Raw genomic sequence first — 16,912 nt, forward strand, 5'->3', positions numbered from 1 at the left:
CGGCCTTTTGGGCGGCCTGAGCGCGCGCCTCGTCCTTCGAGACGACCGCTCCGCGGTCTCCTCAGGATGAGGCTGAGCGGCATCGGAGCCCGTCGAAACCGCTGCCGCGCATTCCATCCTCATCCTGAGGGCCCGCCCCAAGGCGGGCGTCTCGAAGGATCGGCCACAACAAGATCAGCCCATATGCGATAGCCCTGCCGCAAGCGGGGAGAGGCGAAAGGAAGGTCGCCTCAAACGACGCGCTTGCCGGCCTGGGCCGCGATGGGCCTCTGCACCAGGTACATCAGGATCAGCGATACCACCGCCGTCGTCACGACGACGTATCCGAGCCGGTCGAAATGCCGGAGCGTGCCGTCGGCATCCTGTGCGATCAGCGCGGCGGCGAGTACGGAGCCGAGGCCGCCGGAGAGTTGTTGCAAGGAAGCGCCGACCGCGCTGAAGGAGCCGCGTTGTGCCGGCTCGGGGATTGCGGAGATCAACGCTTGCGATGGGATCATGCGGGAGAAGATGCCGACGAACATCAGGACGTTGACCAGGATCGCGACCGTCAGGTTCACCTCGCCGAGATGCGTGTAGATCAGCACCATGACGATGGACATGGCGCTTCCGAAGACAAAGGTGGGATATTTGCCGAAAGCATCGCTCGCGCGTCCCACCAGCGGCCCGATGAAAATGCTGAACAGGCCGGAGACGAGATAGATCGTCGGCAGGTGAACGATATCGATGCCGAGATTGTGCACGGTGTAGGCGCTGCCGAACGGCATCAGCATGTAGCCGCCGGTGGCCAGCAGCGTCGTCACCGAAAATGCCATCCAATAGCGCGGCTGCGCCACCGTCGCGATCAGATGCTGGAACGGGTTCTTGTCCTGCTTCAGCACGAGATGGCCGTTCACCGGCTTCATCAGGAACAGCACGGCGGCCATCCCGATCACCGACAGGCCGACCAATGCGCCGAACGCGACGTGCCAGCTCCAGTGGTTGGAGAGAAAAAGACCGGCCGGAATGCCAAGCACCTGGCTCGCAGCGAAGGCGGTTTGCACAAAACCCATGACGCGGCCGCGCAATTGCAGCGCAAACAAATCGGTCACGATGGCGAGCACGACCGAGCCGATCACACCGCCGAACAGACCGGTGACGATCCGCCCGAGCAGCAGCACATGGTAGTTGGGAGCGATCGCGCAAAGCGCCGTTCCAAGGGTAAAGCCGACATAGAAAAACAGAAGCAGCCATTTGCGATCGAACCGATCGGCAAACCCGGCTGCCATGATACCGGAAATTCCCGCGCTGAAGGCGTAGGCTGAGACCGCGACGCCGAACTGCGCGGCCGAGATATCGAGCGCCGGCATGATGATGGCGCCGAGCGGCGACATGATCATGAAGTCGATGATGATCGTGAACTGCACCAGCGCCAGCAGTGCAACGAGGATCGACTGGTAGCGCGAAAAGCCGCGGGACAGTTCTTTCCGCTGGTCGATCGGCTCAGTCAGGGTCTGTTCGGTCATGTCATTTCATTCGGGAGGGGGGAAGGGTGAGGACGTGCGATCTGCTGCCCGACGCGGCTCTATCTATTCCGGCTCTGCGTTATTTCGATGGCTTGACAAAAGGTCTTGATGCCTGTCTTGACGCGGTGCGGCGATTCAGGCTGGAGGATATCTCACATTCACGAGTGCGCGCCCCCTACCGCCCAGCTCCCTCGTCCCCAATCCGCGCCAGATAATCCTTCTTGCTGAACTGCATGTGATCGACGCAGAGCTGGGCGAGCGCCCAGCTGTCGCGGCCCTTCAACAGCTCGATCATCAGCTCGTGCTGGCGCCGCGACTGCGCCAGCCCGTCGCGGTCGGCGAGATTTTTTGCGCGCATCGGCAGCGTCAGGTTCATGTAGTCTTGCAGCGAGCGCACCAGATAGGGATTGCCGCAAGCCCCGAACAGCGCGAGGTGGAAGGCGTCGTTGGTCTCGTGAATGCCGCGCAGGTCCTGCGCGTCGGCTTTCGCGCAATACTGTCGTTGCAACGCGATCAATTCGTCGATCAGGCCTTGCGGCGCAGGCAGGGGGATCATCAGCGCGGCCTGCCGGGTCAGCATCTCCCGGACCTCATAGATCTGCCGGACTTCCTCGGCCGAATAGAACCGCACGGTGGCGCCGACATTCTTCTCGCGGCGGACGATGCCGCGCCGCTCCGCGTCCACCAGCGCCTGGCGCACGAAGTGGCGCGAGGTGCCGTAGGCCGACACCAACGCGTCCTCGGTCAGGCGCGCGCCCGGCGCGAGGCGGCCGAAGATGATGTCCTCTTCCAGCCGCGCGACGACGTCGTCCGGATCGTCGCGCCGGACCGTCATGTTATCTGCGGTGTGCGTGTCGGACATTCCTTCTGCCTCCCGGCGTCTGGCCGGTTCTCTCTGTGGAGCAGGGAAGCATTGGATTGTCAATAATCGGAATGGTTTGCGGTGCCATCGTCCGGAAAGACCGGAAAAGTCGCTTGAGTTATTGACAATCAATGGGCAGGCTGTACGACAATGGCAAGGCGGAATGGAGTGGCTGATGAGCAGTGGCTTGCGCAAGGGTCTGACGAGCTATGGCGATGCCGGCTTTTCGCTGTTCCTGCGCAAGGCGTTCATCAAGGCCATGGGCTATTCCGACGACGCGCTGGAGCGCCCGATCGTCGGCATCACCAACACCTATAGCGATTACAATCCCTGCCACGGCAACGTGCCTAAGATCATCGAGGCCGCCAAGCGCGGCGTGATGCTGTCGGGCGCCATGCCGTTCGTGTTCCCGACCATCTCGATCGCCGAGAGCTTTGCGCATCCCACCTCGATGTATCTGCGCAATCTGATGGCAATGGACACCGAGGAGATGATCCGGGCCCAGCCGATGGATTCGGTGATCGTGATTGGCGGCTGCGACAAGACGCTTCCCGCGCAGGTGATGGCCGCGATCAGCGCCGATCTGCCGACCGTGGTCATCCCGGTCGGCCCGATGGTGGTCGGCCACCACAAGGGCGAGGTGCTGGGCGCCTGCACCGACTGCCGCCGTCTCTGGGGCAAGTATCGCGCCGGCGAAATGGATGATGCCGAGATCGAGGCGGTGAACGGCCGTCTCGCGCCATCGGTCGGCACCTGCATGGTGATGGGCACGGCCTCGACCATGGCCTGCATGGTTGAGGCGATGGGCCTGTCGCTGCCGATGAGCGCGACAATTCCGGCGCCACATGCCGAGCGTTTTCGTCTTGCCGAGGCCAGCGGCAAGGTTGCCGCCGAGATGGCCAAGACCAAGGGGCCCAAGCCGAGCGAGTTGCTGACGCCGGCCTCGTTCAAAAATGCGCAGGTGGTGTTGCAAGCCATCGGCGGCTCGACCAACGGCTTGATCCATCTGACGGCGATGGCGCATCGCTCGCCGCACCGGCTCGATCTCGCCGCCTTCGACCAGCTCGGCCGCGAGGTGCCGGTGCTGGTCGATCTCAAGCCGTCGGGCGAGCACTATATGGAGCATTTCCATCACGCCGGCGGCGTGCCGAAATTGCTGGCGCAGCTCGGCGACCTCGTCGATCTCGATGCGAAGACGATCGCGGGCCAGACGCTGCGCGAAATCGTCGCCAATGCGGAAGACGTGCCCGGCCAGGACGCGATCCGTCCGCGCGACAATCCGATCAAGAAGGAGGGCGGACTTGCCGTCCTGCACGGCAACCTCGCGCCGCGCGGCGCGGTGATCAAGCAGTCGGCCGCAAGCCCCAAGCTGTTGCAGCACACCGGGCGTGCGGTGGTGTTCGAATCCGTCGAGGACATGACCTTGCGGGTCGACGATCCCGATCTCGACGTAACCGCCGACGACGTGCTGGTGCTGCGCAATGCGGGGCCGAAGGGCGCGCCCGGCATGCCCGAGGCGGGCTATCTGCCGATCCCGAAGAAGCTGGCGCGCGGCGGAACCAAGGACATGGTGCGCATTTCGGACGCGCGCATGAGCGGCACGGCGTTCGGCACTATCGTGCTGCACATCACGCCGGAATCCGCTGTCGGTGGGCCGCTGGCACTGGTGAAGAACGGCGATATGATCCGGCTGGATGTTGCAAAACGCAGCATCGAGCTGCTGGTCGATGCGGCGGAGCTGGAGCGTCGGCGTGCGACGTTGAAGCCGGCCGCTGCGCCGGACGAGGCGCGGCGCGGTTACGCTTGGTTGTTCAACGAGACCATCATGCAGGCCGACGAGGGCTGCGACTTCGATTTCATGCAGAGGACTGGAAAGCAGACTGAGCAAAAGACCGAAAAAGGGTGACCGATCACCCGGACGAACGCTCAGCCGCTCAAGCGGCGGGCGATACAACAGGGGGAAACGATGATTGCACGATCCATGTGTGGGTTGGTGGCCATGGCCGCCATGCTGTTCGTCACTGGAGCCGGAGCGCAGGAGGTGAAGCATTATCGCTTCGCCTATGACCAGCCGCGCAACACCGGCTATTCGATCGCGGGTGACCTCTTTGCCGACAAGCTCAAGGAATTGAGCAAGGGCACCATGATCATCGACCAGTATCCCGGCGCCCAGCTCGGGCAGGAGCCGCAGGTGCTCCAGCTCGTGAAGGCGGGCGACGTCGAATTCGCGATCATCTCGTCCGCCAACACCGCGACGATCTCGCCGCAGGCCGGCGTGATGTCGCTGCACTTCCTTTTCCGCGACGAGAACCATGTGGTCAAGGGGCTGGCCGATCCAAAAGTGTTCGAAGCGCTCAAGATCATGATCGACGAGACCACGCAGGGCCTGCACGTGATCGCCACGGGCTCACAGGGCGTGCGTCACATGTACTCCAAGAAAGAAATCCATAATGTCGGCGACATCAAGAACCTGAAGATCCGCGTGCAGGCGACCGCAACCGAGGACACCATGTTCCCGGCCTATGGCGCCCAGACCGTGCACATGCCGTTCGGCAGCGTCTACACAAGCTTGCAAACCGGCGTGGTCGACGTCGCCGAGAACAGCATCAACGTCTATCTCGTTAACAAGCACTACGAGGTGGCCCCGGTCCTGAACATCACCGAGCACGAGGCCAACAATGCGCTGGTCTTCGTCTCCGACAAGCTTTGGCAGAGCCTGTCGGCCGAGCAGAAGGGCTGGGTGCAGGCAGCGGCCAATGAGATCAGCACGAAGGAGCCGCAGAAGGCGTTCGACCTCGAGCGCACCGCGGCCGACAAGCTGAAGAAGATGGGCGTCAAGATCGTCGACAACGTCGACAAGAAGAGCTTTACGGCGGTCGCCGATCCCTATCTCGACAAGCTCGCCAAGGAGCTCGGCCCGCATGCCGAGAAGATCAAGAACCTGATCCGGTCGATCAATTAGCCTGCGTTTGCGGTGATCCTTCGAGACGCCCGCCTACGGCGGGCCCTCAGGATGAGGTCGCGTTTTGCGGCGAGAGTTTTAGACCCTCATGGTGAGGAGCCCGCCAAAGCGGGCGTCTCGAACCATGAAGGCCCGTCTGTGGCCTCTCCTTCGAGACGCGGCGAAGACGCCGCTCCTCAGGATGAGGAGTGAGCGCTACCCCTTGGGTTCAGGAACCTCAATGCCCATCGCCGACAAACTCCTCGTTCAGCGCCAGCGTCACCTCAAATGGCGCGCGCTCGACTGGCTCGAGCTCGCGCTGATGATCCTCTGCGGCGTGCTGTGCTTCGGCTTCTCGCTGTCGGTGACCGCCGATATCGTCACGCGCACCATCGGTCATCCCTGGCTGTGGCTCCAGGAGGTCACCTCGACATTGTTCATCTATGCCATCTTCGTCGGCACGGCGGCGGCGACCCGGCGCAACGATCACCTCTATCTCACGGCGATCTCCGAGGCCATGCACGGCACGCCGCGGATCATCGTCGAAGTGATCATCCGCCTCGTCGTGCTCGGCGTCGCCTTCTGCCTGATCTTCTATGGCTATCAGAACTATCTCCGTGGCTTCGGCAGTTTTCGCCTGCCGTCGGGCACGCCGATCGCCTCGCTCTATGCGATCATCCCTTTGTCGGGTGTGCTGATTGGCCTGTTCACGATCGAGCAGCTCGTCAATGGCCTGCGCAACGGCTTTGATCATCCCGAGCCGCCGGACGAGGATACCACGCCTGTCATCACCGACGCACAGATGAGGGCGCAGCTGTGAGCGCGCCCATCGTCCTGGCGTTGATGTCGATCTGCTTCCTGTCGTTCGGGTATCTCGGCGTCCCCGTGCCATTCTCATTGATGGCGGGTGTGTTCATCGGCGCGATCCTGTCGGACGTCTCGCTCGCCGCCATCATCCAGAAGATCTTCGACGGCGTCGATTCCGAGGCGCTGCTGGCGATCCCGTTCTTCCTCCTGGTCGGCGAGCTCATGAGCTCGGCCAACGTGGTGGTGCGGATCGCGAACCTGTCGGTGTCGCTGGTCGGGCATGTCAGGGGCGGACTGTCGCAGGTGGTGGTCGTCTTCAGCATGTTCTTCTCGGAGATGTCCGGCTCGACCACCGCGGACGTCGCGGTCATGAGCCGCGCGCTTGGCGGCCCGATGAAGCGGGAGGGCTACGAGCCTGCCTTCATCGCCGCCATCATCGCATCCGCCTCGACCATTGCGGCGCTGGTGCCGCCGAGCATCACCGCCGTGGTCTATGGCGCGGTCGGCAACGTCTCGATCGCCGGCCTGTTCATGGCGGGCGTGGTGCCGGGGCTGATGATCGGCTTCGGGTTGATGATCTACTGCTATTTCTTCGGCCCCTCCGGCCTGCGCAAGCCGCGCGCGCCGCTGCGGCAGATCGTATTCGCTGGCGGCGATGCCGCCTTGCCGCTGATGATTCCGGTCATCCTGCTCGGCGGCATTCTCACCGGCTGGTTCACGCCAACGGAAGCCGGCGTCGTTGCCGTGGTCTGGATCATCCTCGTCGTGATCCCCGCGCTCAACCGCGGGCATATCAGCAAAATCCCCTACGATTTCTGCCTCGCGGGGCTGATCTTCTCGCTGCCGCTGATCACGATCGGCGCCGCCAACGCCTTCGGCTGGATGCTCGCGTACTTGCGCGGCGCCAGCTACATTGCCGAAATGATCACCTCGATCGCCGGCAACGATCCGCACCTGATCATGTTGCTGATGGTGCTGCTGTTCACCGTGGTCGGCGACTTCATTGAGCCGGTCCCGACCATCATCATCTTCATGCCGCTGGTCAACACGCTGACGGAAGCCGGCGACATCAACGGCGTGCATATGGGCGTGGTGCTGATCGCCACGCTCGCCTTCGGCCTGATCACGCCGCCTTACGGATTGGTGCTACTGATGGCGTCAAAATTCGTCGGCGTCAGTTTTGCCAAGGCGCTGCGTGCGGCGTTGCCGATCTATCTGGTGTTCTTCGCCACCATCGCGTTTGCGATCTACTTCCCGAGCGTGGTGTTGTGGCTGCCGCAGCAGGTGCTGCCGGAATCCGTCGGCTGCTTCAAATCGCCGGCGGGAACCGGTTACATCTGCCCGAAATGAGAGCCTGGCTACTTCCCCTTGCTGGTGAATTTCTTCACGGCGGCGCGAAACTCCTCCGTGTTCATCGCCATGATGATCTTGTGCTCCTCGGCGTCGAGCTGCTGCTTCACTGAGGTTGTGACAGCCTGGTAGACCAGCGACCTGGTGCCGGCGATCGCGGTCGGCGGATTCTGCGCCAGCCGCTCGGCGAGCTGCCGCGTCGCCGCTTTCAGCTCCGTCGCGGGAACGATCTTCGCAACGAGGCCCCATTCATAGGCCTGCTGCGCGGTAAAATTGTCTTCCGACAGGAAGATCTGCAGCGCACGGCGGGACCCGACCGTGCCGACGATGCCGACCGTAGAGCCGCCGTCCGGCGACACGCCGATCTTGGCATAGGCCGGCGTGAATTTGGCGTCATCGGCGGCAATGCAGAGGTCCGTGACGAAGGCGAGCCCCATGCCGGCGCCGGCGGCCGAGCCGTGCACGCTGGACAGCGAAATCTTCGGCATGCGCCGGATGGTTTCGATGAAGGCATGATAGTGCTTGAGCAGTTCGCCGACGACCGGCGTCACCGTATTGGCCTCGGCGGCAGCGCCGATCGTTTGCAGATCGCCGCCGGCCGAGAAGGCGCGGCCTTCGCCTTCGATCACGACGACCCTGATCTCGTCGGCGCCCTCGATATAGGCTGCGAGCTGTTCGAGCTTCTGCGCGATCGCAAGGTTGATCGAGTTGAACGCGGCGGGGCGGTTGAGCGTGATGGTCGCGATCGGGCCGTCGATCCGCAGCAGAGCCGGATCATCGGGTCGGGAGACGGGAGCGGTCATTGGCAAATCCCCGGCAGGAGGTCATTGCTGCAACTAAATCGCAGAAGGCGGGGGGTGACAATCCCCGCTTGGGGCAGGGCAATCGCATGTAGCGCTTGGGATGCCATGAAAGTGCTCGGCCTGCATGGAAGGATCGGCCACAAGGAAACCGCAGACCGACTTCTTCTTCATATGCGATGGTCCTGCCGCTCGGGGCGGCCTGCGATGGTCTTGCGTTGGGCGGAACGATAGGCTCAAATGGTGTTGCCATCGTTTAGGGACGGACACGAGCGCCGGCTCCTCAATCGACGCGGCTAGCAAGCCAAATCAGCAAGAGAGGAGTCGACGTGGGGTACACCTGTGTCCAGAAATTCGGGCTGTTCCAATGACGGATGGACCCGTGATCATCGTCGGCGCCGGCCATGGCGGCTACCAGGCTGCGGCATCGCTGCGGCAGGCGGGTTTTTCCGAGCGCATCTGCCTGATCAATGACGAGGCGCATCTGCCCTATCAGCGGCCGCCTCTGTCCAAGGCCTATATCAAGGGCTCGGCCGGGCCGGAGAGCCTGATGTTCCGGCCGGAGAAATTCTACCAGGACCAGAAGATCGAGCTGATCGCGGGCCGCGCCGCGTCGATCGACCGCGCGGGGCGCACGGTGCACCTCGCCTCGGGCGAGACGCTTGCCTACGGCCACCTGATCCTGGCCACCGGCGCGCGCAACCGTCTGCTCGACCTGCCCAACGCCAATCTGTCCGACGTGAAATACCTGCGCATCCTCGACGAGAGCGAGGCGCTCCGAGCAATCATCCCATCGAAGATCCGGGTGGTGGTGATCGGCGCCGGCTTCATCGGCCTCGAATTTGCGGCCACCGCGCGGATCAAGGGCCTCGAGGTCGACGTGCTCGAGCTCGCTCCGCGCGTGATGGCGCGCGCGGTGACGGCAGAGGTATCGGAGTATTTTCAGGCGCGGCATCGCGAGGCCGGCATCCGCATTCACCTCGGCGTACAGGCAACTTCCATTGAGGCCGAGGGCGGAAAGGTCACCGGAGTCAGCCTCAGCGACGGCCGCCACTTGCCGGCCGACCTCGTCGTGGTCGGCGTCGGCGTGCTGCCGAACATCGAGCTCGCGGCGGAGGCGGGGCTGCCGGTCGCCGCCGGCATCATCGTCGACGAGTATCTTGCAACGGCCGATCCAAACATCTCAGCGATCGGCGACTGCGCGCTGTTCGCAAGCCCGCGCTTCGGCGGATCGCTGCGGCTGGAGTCGGTACAGAACGCGACTGACCATGCGCGTTGTCTGGCGGCACGGCTGACCGGCGACCGCAAGCCTTACGACAGCCATCCCTGGTTCTGGAGTGACCAGGGCGACGACAAGCTCCAGATCGCGGGGCTCACCACCGGCTACGACCGCGTCGCGCTGCGCGGCGATCCCGCAAAGAAGGCGTTCTCGGCGTTCTGCTACAAGGGCGACAGGCTGCTCGGCATCGAGTCGGTCAACCGCGCCGGCGATCACATGTTCGGCCGCAGATTGCAGAGCATGGACCGCTCGATTACGCCAGAGCAGGCCGCCGACGAAAGCTTCGACCTGAAGAGCGCGCTGGCGTGATCAGCTTTCATTGATCACGGCGGCGACTTCGTCCGCCGTCGGCATCGACGGTCCCGCGCCCATCCGCTGCACGCTGATCGCGGCGGCGGCGTTGGCGAAGACGAGGGCGTCGCGCAAGGGGACTTCGTCGGCCAGTTGCGCTGCGAGCGCGCCGACGAAGCAGTCGCCGGCGCCCGTGGTGTCGACGGCCTTCACCACGCGGCCGGGCACGGCAATCTCCTCGCGGCCCGCGAGCGCGAGCACGCCGCGCTTGCCGAGCGTGACGCAGATGGTCTGGTCCTCCCGCGCCTGAAGCCGACGTGCCGCGTCGACGATCCGCGCCGCATCGTCGTCCTCGGACAGCTCGGTGCCGGCGAGGAAGCCGAGCTCGGTCTCGTTCAGCACGAGCACGTCGACGAGCGCCAGCAGCTCGCTGGACATGCTCTGCGCTGGCGCCGGGTTGAGCAGCGTCGTCGCCTCCGCCCTGCGAGCCCGCTGAAAGAACGCGGCAATCGTCGGGAGCGGGATCTCGAACTGGCTGACGGCGACGTCGCCCTTCACCAGCGGTACGACGCAGACGTCATCGGCGCTGAGAAGCGCATTGGCGCCGGGAATGACGACGATGGTATTGTCGGCTGCCGCCACCGTGATGATGGCGGTGCCGGTATGCGCTTCGGCTGTCTTCTGGACATAGCCGAGATCGATGCCTTGATCGCGGAGGAAAACCTTCAGCTCGGCGCCGAAGGAATCCTTGCCCAGCCGGCCGATCAGCGTAGTCCCGGCTCCGAGCCGCGATGCCGCGACGGCCTGGTTCGCGCCTTTGCCGCCCGGAAAATACAGCACCTGTTTGCCGGCAACGGTCTCACCGATCCTTGGGTGGCGATCGGCCGTCGCCACCACATCCATGTTGATGCTGCCGGCAACGAAGACGCGTCCCATGCGGCACTCCCTAGAGCATGATCCGGACCCGGAGGGCCGCGTTAGCGCAAAGTGTGCTGCGGTTTTCCGAAAAGATCATGCTCAAACAAAAACTCAAACAAAAAGTCTAGACCCTGACTTCGAACTCGTGCCTGACTTTGGCGATATCGACGAGAGTGGGCAGGCCGGCCTCGTTGCCAAGGCGCTGGATCTTGTAAGTCGAAGCGGCGCGGGCGAAGTCGAAATGCTCGCGCCAACTTTTGCCGGGATGGGCCAGGTACGAATAGACATAGGCGCCGTGGAAGACGTCGCCGGCGCCGTTGGTGTCGATCACGCGCTCGCGCGGGATCGGCATTGCTGGCATGATGTCGACCGCGCCGGTCTCGTTGTACCAGAGCAGGCCCTTCTCACCCATGGTGATGCCGCCGATCTTGCAGCCGCGGCTCTTGAGATAGTCGAGCATCTTCTCCGGCGTCAGATCCATCTGCTCGCACAGCCGCTCGGCAACGATTGCGACGTCGATGTATTCGAGAAGTTCGTGCGTGTTGGTGCGCAGGCCGCCGCCGTCGAGCGAGGTCAGGATGCCGGCCTCGCGACAGACCTTTGCGTAATGGATCGCGGCATCGGGCTGGTGGCCGTCGACATGTAGCGCGCGGCAGCCGCCGAGATTGAGCATCGGGAACGGATGGATGTGCTCGTCATCGCGGCAGCGGACGATGGCGCGCTTGCCGTCCTTGGGCATGATGAAGGACAGCGACGACTGGTTCACCTTCCGCCCATGCAGCGAGATCGCGTATTTCGCGCACATGTCCTGGAACATGCGCCCCAACCAGTCATTGGCGACGGTAGCGATCAGGTCGGGCACGATGCCGAGCTTGGCGCAGCAGAACGCCGCCGTGACCGCGTTGCCGCCGAAGGAGACCGCGTAGTCCGAGGCCACGTGCTTCTCGTCGCCGGTCGGCATGTGGTCGGTGATGAAGACGACGTCGATATAGGTCTGTCCGATAAAGAGAGCCTGCATTGCTTGTCCGTGATGCGCTTTGTGGTCCCGGCCGGCGGGCTTTACTCTAGCACCGGTTCCGCTGATGGGACGCTGAAATTATTCGCAAAACCGCCCGTAGCGCTTGAGGTCAGCCTGGGGCCGGAATACGACCATCATCGGGCAATGCCAAGCCCGGACAAGTGCCGTCATTCGGACCGATGTTCCCGGTCGACAAATAAGGGGGGAAGATGATCACTGGCCTCGATCACGTCGTTGTTCTGGTCAGGGATATCGGTGCCGCCAAGGCGGCCTATCAGACGCTGCTGGGACGTGCGCCGGCCTGGCAGAATTCCGGCGAGGGCGCCGACCGCGTGCTGTTCACACTCGCCAACATGACGGTCGAGCTGATGGCGCCGAGCGGCTTCAGCGTGGCGGCGGACCGGATGCGCGCGCTGCTGGACGACCGCGAAGGCGTGCTCGCCAGCCTGTGCTTTCGTGTCGCAGACATGGGCAGGATGCACCGGCGGCTGGACCGGGTGGCATTGAGTCCGGATCCCGTCGCCGAGGTCGAAAGCAGCGACGCCGAAACCGACGCCGTCCTGCACTGGAAGCGCACGCGTGCCGCGACCGAGCTTACGCGGGGCGTGCGCATGTTCTTCCTCGAGCTGGCCGAGGAGCGCCCGCGCTCGGCTGCGACCGACATCGCGCCGATCGATGCGCTCGACCATGTCGTGATCACGACGGAGGACTCGGAGCGTGCCGCCGCACTTTACGGCGCGCGGCTCGGGCTCGACCTGGCGCTCGATCGCTCGCATCAAGATTGGGGCCAGCTGATGTTCTTCCGCTGCGGCGACCTCATCGTCGAGGTCGTGCGCCGCCCGGTCGCGGGCGGCGATTCCCTGCATGACCGTCTGTGGGGGCTGAGCTGGCGGGTGGCCGACATCGAGGCCACACGCGCCCGCCTGATCGCCGCCGGCCTCGACGTGACCGAAGTGCGCAACGGCCGCAAGCCCGGCACGCGGATCATGACGGTCCGGACCGGCACCTGCGACATCCAGACCGTCCTGCTGGAGCGTTCGCCAAAACCGGTGGATTAGCCGCCGTTCTCTCCACTCGTCATTGCGAGCGAAGCGAAGCAATCCAGACTGTTTCCGCGGTGGGATTCTGGATTGCTTCGTCGCAAGGGCTCCTCGCAATGACGGCGCCCGCGTGTTACATGCGTGTTAACAGCACCTCAGCGAGCAACCGGTTTGGCGAAGGCAAAGCGAAATCTGAGATGGCAGCGCGACCCTGAGGGCATGCGGCTGCGCATCCTCGAAGCCGCCAAGCAGGAGTTCTCGGCCCACGGCCTTGCCGGCGCGCGCGTCGACCGCATCGCGGCCCAGGCCGGCGCCAACAAGCGCATGCTCTACTATCACGTCGGCAACAAGGACGATCTCTACCTCGCGGTGCTCGAAGGCGCCTATGACAAGATCCGCAGCGAGGAGCGGGGGCTCGATCTCGAACATCTCGACCCGCCCGAGGCGATCCGGCGCCTGATCGAATTCACCTGGAACTATTTCCTGCGCAATCCCGAATTCCTGTCGCTGCTCCAGACCGAGAACCTCGCGCGCGCAAAGCATCTGAAGCGCTCGGCCAAGGTCAAGTCGATGCACTCGCCCTTCGTCGAGATGATCCGCACCGTGGTGCGCCGCGGCGTCGAGAGCGGCGACTTCCCGGTCGCGGTCGATCCCGTCCAGCTCTACATCTCGATCGCGGCGCTCTGCTTCTTCTATCTGTCGAACTCGGCGACGCTGAGCGTGATCTTCGGCCGCGACCTGCTTGCCAAGGACGCCAAGGCCGAGCGGCTGGCGCACATGGTCGGCCTCGTGCTCGCCGCGCTGACGGGGCAGTCGGCCGCACTGTTCGATGTGGTGAGGCCGCCGAAGAAGGGCGCGGCGGTGGCGCAGACGGTGTAGCGGCGGCTTCGGCGCTCGATGGGTACTCTCCCGTTTCCCCAATCTCCGTCGTCATCGCCCGCCTTGTGCGCACTTGCGCACTGGGGCGGGCGATCCAGTATTCCAGAGGCGGTGAAGGGATACGGAGAGGCCGCGGCGTACTGGATTCCCCGCCTTCGCGTGGAATGACACCGAGGGTGGGGCGGTCCCGTGCCCCGGACGCAGCGCAGCGCTTGTTCAGCGGTGCGCTGCCGAGCCGGGGCCCATGCAACTGTGGAACACGCGGCCCCTGGGTCCCGGCTCTGCGCAGCAGCGCAAGAGCGCTGCAGCGCGTCCGGGACACGAGAGAAGTGAGACCCCCGCGCAAAACGTCACAGGGAAAGCTCTGGACAGTATTTATCCAACGGGTTAATTTCTCCCCGAACGAACAAGAATACCGGGAGTGAGACGTGGCTGAGTTGAAGCCGCAGAGTGCGGTGTCCAAGATGCTGAATGCGGCCTGGATTCGGCCGTTTCTGTTCCTGGTGTTCATCGTCGTGGCCTGGGATCTCGCGATCCGGCTGTTCAAGATCCCCGCCTACCAGATCCCGTCGCCGGGCGATGTCATTGCGGTGCTGCGCACCGATTGGCCGGAACTGTTGCGCCAGTCCTGGCCGACAACGTATGCGACGGTCTGCGGCTTCCTGCTGTCAGCGCTGTTCGGCATTCCCGTCGCGATGCTGATCGCAGGATCGAAAACGGTCGAAAGCTACGTTTATCCGCTGCTGGTGTTCTCGCAATCGGTGCCGAAGATCGCGATCGCGCCGCTGTTCGTGGTCTGGTTCGGCTTTGGCATCATTCCAAAAGTGATCTCGGCCTTCCTGCTCGGCTTCTTTCCGGTGGTGGTGTCCGCGGTGCAGGGCTTTAAATCGGTCGACCCTGACATGGTCGATCTTGCCCGCGCCATGCAGGGCAGCCGGTTCCAGGTGTTCTGCGCGGTGAACCTGCCGCATGCGCTGCCGGCGATTTTCTCCGGTCTGAAAGTGTCGGTGACGCTCGCCGTGGTCGGCGCCGTCGTCGGCGAGTTCGTCGGCTCCAATTCCGGCATCGGCTATGTGATGCAGCGCTCGATCGGAACCTTCGACCTGCCGACCATGTTCGCAGCCCTCGTGATCCTCGCACTGCTCGGCGTCGTGCTGTTCTGGATCGTCGACAGGATCGAGAAACTGATCATTCCCTGGCACGTCAGCCAGCGCGAGGACGTGATTTTCGCTTCTTAAAACAGGGCAAACAACGGCCACCAACGGCCGGGCAACAACGACAAGGGAGAGTGACGATGAAGCGGTGGATAGGAGCTGCATCAGTGGCGCTGATGGTGTTCGCGGCCATGCCGGCGCAAGCGGCCGACAAGGTCGCGCTGATGCTGAACTGGTACGTCTATGGCGAGCACGCGCCGTTCTATTACGGCAAGGCCAAGGGTATCTATGCGGCCGCGGGCATCGACCTCGAGATCCAGGAAGGCCGCGGCTCGGCTGCGACCACGCAGGCCGTCGCCGCCAAGACCGCCGACTTCGGCTATGTCGACGTTCCCACCATGATGCGCGCCGCGATCAAGGGCGCGCCGGTGATCGCGACCGGCGTGCTGCTCCAGACCAGCCCGATGTCTGCCATGGGTTTCGCCGATAAGAACATCAGGAAGCCCGAGGACATCAAGGGCAAGACGGTGGCGATCACGCCGGCGGACTCCATGACCCAGATCTGGCCGCTGTTCCTGAAGAAGACCGGCCTGAAGGAGAGCGACTTCCAGACCGTTGCCGGCGACGGTCAGACCAAGCTCAACGCCGTCATCAACGGCCAGGCCGATCTGTTGCTCGGCTACGTCATGGACCAGTCGATGAAGATCAAGGACGCCACCGGCAAGGACGTCTATCCGATCAAGTTCGCCGACTACGGCATCAACATGGTCTCGTCCGGCATCATCGCCAACTCCGACTATGTCAAGGCCAATGCCGACCTCGTCCGCCGCTTCATGGCGGCGACGACCAAGGCGGTCGAAGCCGCGGAGAAGGAGCCCAAGGCAGCGGCGCAGTCGATCCTCGATGCCAACCCCAAGGGCGGCAAGATCGAGACGCTGACGCAAGGATTTGAGCTGACCATTCCGCTCTACCGGACGTCCGAGACCAAGAGCAAGCGGCCGTTCCAGGTCACCGACCAGAACATGACCGACAGCGTCAACCTGATGGTCGAATATGGCGGGCTCGATGCCAAGGCCAAGGGGAACCCGAAGGCCTTCTATACCAACGACTATCTGCCGAAGGGCGATTCGTGAAACCAGCGATCGTATCGAGTGACGCCGTGCAACCGGCCGCGCATCTGAGACTGGTGAGCGACCGGGCCGCGAGCGGCGCGTCGGGCATCACACTTTCCGGCGTGTCCAAGACCTATCGGACGCGCGATGGCGACGTGCCGTCGCTGCGGCCGCTCGACTTCCACATCAATGACGGCGAGTTCTTCGTCGTGGTCGGCCCAAGCGGCTGTGGCAAGTCCACGCTGCTCAAGCTGATCTCGGGATTGCTGCCGCCGACATCAGGCGAGATCCTGGTCGAGGGCGAGAAGGTGACGAAGCCGCACGGCAATGTCGGCATCGTCTTCCAGAATGCGCTGCTGCTGCCGTGGCGCAACATTCTCTCCAATGTGATGCTGCCGATCGACATGAAGCGGCTGCCGCGGCAAACATATCTCGATCGCGCCAAGGCGCTGTTGAAGCTGGTCGGGCTGGAAGGCTTCGAGAAGAAACTGCCCTGGCAGCTTTCCGGCGGCATGCAGCAGCGCGCCTCGATCTGCCGCGCGCTGGTGCACGATCCCAGGATCATGCTGATGGACGAGCCGTTCGGCGCGCTCGATGCGCTCACGCGCGAGCGCATGAACGTAGAACTGATGCGTATCCAGCGCGAGACCAGGAAGACGGTGCTCCTGATCACGCATTCGATTCCCGAGGCCGTGTTCCTCGCCGATCGCGTGCTGGTCATGACCGAGCGGCCCGGTGCGGTCGCCGCAATCTACGACGTGCCGCTGCCGCGCCCGCGTTCGCTGGACGTGATGGCCGACCCTGTCTTCACCGAGCTCGTGCAGCGCATCCGCAAGCATTTCTTCTCGCAGGGTTCGCTGGACTAGGTTTGATGAGATTCCCAGTGACCACAACCGCACGAACGGTGCGCTCCCTCCCCCGCCCGCGGGGGAGGGCTGGGGAGAGGGTATCTCCGCTGG

At 63.8% G+C, this 16,912-nt stretch carries 15 protein-coding genes; 10 read left to right on the forward strand and 5 right to left on the reverse strand.

Annotated elements, in window-relative coordinates; translation table 11 throughout:
* Nucleotides 1–230: 230 nt before the first annotated feature.
* Together GWG65_RS00560 and GWG65_RS00565 are read right to left on the reverse strand one after the other, a co-directional pair.
* On the reverse strand, nt 231–1,502 hold the full coding sequence (locus GWG65_RS00560) for an MFS transporter (protein ID WP_275193338.1): 1,272 nt from the start codon (nt 1,500–1,502) through the stop codon (nt 231–233).
* A 175-nt stretch (nt 1,503–1,677) separates the two neighbouring features.
* Nucleotides 1,678–2,364 carry a GntR family transcriptional regulator gene (locus GWG65_RS00565; RefSeq protein WP_275193339.1) on the reverse strand — a complete coding sequence of 229 codons (687 nt, stop codon included), beginning with the start codon at nt 2,362–2,364 and terminating at the stop codon, nt 1,678–1,680.
* Nucleotides 2,365–2,539: 175 nt separating this feature from the next.
* Here GWG65_RS00565 and GWG65_RS00570 point away from each other — a divergent pair, with 175 nt between their 5' ends.
* From GWG65_RS00570 to GWG65_RS00585, 4 genes are all read left to right on the forward strand, one after another.
* Nucleotides 2,540–4,270, forward strand: a complete 1,731-nt coding sequence (locus tag GWG65_RS00570) for an IlvD/Edd family dehydratase (protein ID WP_275193340.1) — start codon at nt 2,540–2,542, stop codon at nt 4,268–4,270.
* 60 nt (nt 4,271–4,330) lie between these two features.
* Complete coding sequence (locus GWG65_RS00575) at nt 4,331–5,326, forward strand: TRAP transporter substrate-binding protein (protein ID WP_275193341.1); 996 nt, start codon at nt 4,331–4,333, stop codon at nt 5,324–5,326.
* 220 nt (nt 5,327–5,546) lie between these two features.
* Nucleotides 5,547–6,125, forward strand: coding sequence for a TRAP transporter small permease (locus tag GWG65_RS00580; protein ID WP_275193342.1), 579 nt, complete (start codon nt 5,547–5,549; stop codon nt 6,123–6,125).
* Nucleotides 6,122–7,462 carry a TRAP transporter large permease gene (locus tag GWG65_RS00585; RefSeq protein ID WP_275193343.1) on the forward strand — a complete coding sequence of 447 codons (1,341 nt, stop codon included), beginning with the start codon at nt 6,122–6,124 and terminating at the stop codon, nt 7,460–7,462. The genes GWG65_RS00580 and GWG65_RS00585 overlap by 4 nt, the downstream gene beginning before the upstream one ends.
* A gap of 8 nt (nt 7,463–7,470) precedes the next feature.
* Here GWG65_RS00585 and GWG65_RS00590 read toward each other — a convergent pair whose 3' ends face one another.
* Nucleotides 7,471–8,265 carry an enoyl-CoA hydratase/isomerase family protein gene (locus tag GWG65_RS00590; RefSeq protein WP_275193344.1) on the reverse strand — a complete coding sequence of 265 codons (795 nt, stop codon included), beginning with the start codon at nt 8,263–8,265 and terminating at the stop codon, nt 7,471–7,473.
* 364 nt (nt 8,266–8,629) lie between these two features.
* On the opposite strand from GWG65_RS00590, the gene GWG65_RS00595 reads away from it, so the two are divergent.
* Nucleotides 8,630–9,850 (forward strand): FAD-dependent oxidoreductase, encoded by a 1,221-nt coding sequence (locus GWG65_RS00595; protein WP_275193345.1) that lies wholly within the window; start codon nt 8,630–8,632, stop codon nt 9,848–9,850.
* On the opposite strand, the gene rbsK is transcribed toward GWG65_RS00595, so the two are convergent.
* Complete coding sequence (gene rbsK, locus GWG65_RS00600; RefSeq protein WP_275193346.1) at nt 9,851–10,768, reverse strand: ribokinase; 918 nt, start codon at nt 10,766–10,768, stop codon at nt 9,851–9,853. It lies immediately after the preceding gene.
* A gap of 106 nt (nt 10,769–10,874) precedes the next feature.
* Nucleotides 10,875–11,768, reverse strand: coding sequence for a sugar kinase (locus GWG65_RS00605; protein WP_275193347.1), 894 nt, complete (start codon nt 11,766–11,768; stop codon nt 10,875–10,877).
* Between the two features lie 209 nt (nt 11,769–11,977).
* Here GWG65_RS00605 and GWG65_RS00610 point away from each other — a divergent pair, with 209 nt between their 5' ends.
* The 5 genes from GWG65_RS00610 to GWG65_RS00630 all read left to right on the forward strand — a co-directional run bounded on the left by GWG65_RS00610 (nt 11,978) and on the right by GWG65_RS00630 (nt 16,819).
* Nucleotides 11,978–12,826, forward strand: coding sequence for a VOC family protein (locus tag GWG65_RS00610; RefSeq protein ID WP_275193348.1), 849 nt, complete (start codon nt 11,978–11,980; stop codon nt 12,824–12,826).
* Nucleotides 12,827–13,027: 201 nt separating this feature from the next.
* Nucleotides 13,028–13,687, forward strand: a complete 660-nt coding sequence (locus tag GWG65_RS00615; protein ID WP_275193349.1) for a TetR/AcrR family transcriptional regulator — start codon at nt 13,028–13,030, stop codon at nt 13,685–13,687.
* 428 nt (nt 13,688–14,115) lie between these two features.
* Nucleotides 14,116–14,925, forward strand: a complete 810-nt coding sequence (locus tag GWG65_RS00620; protein WP_275193350.1) for an ABC transporter permease — start codon at nt 14,116–14,118, stop codon at nt 14,923–14,925.
* Nucleotides 14,926–14,981: 56 nt separating this feature from the next.
* The gene (locus tag GWG65_RS00625) at nt 14,982–15,974 is read left to right on the forward strand and encodes an ABC transporter substrate-binding protein (protein ID WP_275193351.1); all 993 of its coding nucleotides are present in this window, start codon (nt 14,982–14,984) and stop codon (nt 15,972–15,974) included.
* The gene (locus GWG65_RS00630; RefSeq protein ID WP_275193352.1) at nt 15,971–16,819 is read left to right on the forward strand and encodes an ABC transporter ATP-binding protein; all 849 of its coding nucleotides are present in this window, start codon (nt 15,971–15,973) and stop codon (nt 16,817–16,819) included. The genes GWG65_RS00625 and GWG65_RS00630 overlap by 4 nt, the downstream gene beginning before the upstream one ends.
* The last annotated feature ends 93 nt before the right edge of the window (nt 16,820–16,912 follow it).

Source organism: Bradyrhizobium sp. CSA207 (assembly GCF_029051685.1).
Taxonomy (GTDB): Bacteria; Pseudomonadota; Alphaproteobacteria; order Rhizobiales; family Xanthobacteraceae; genus Bradyrhizobium.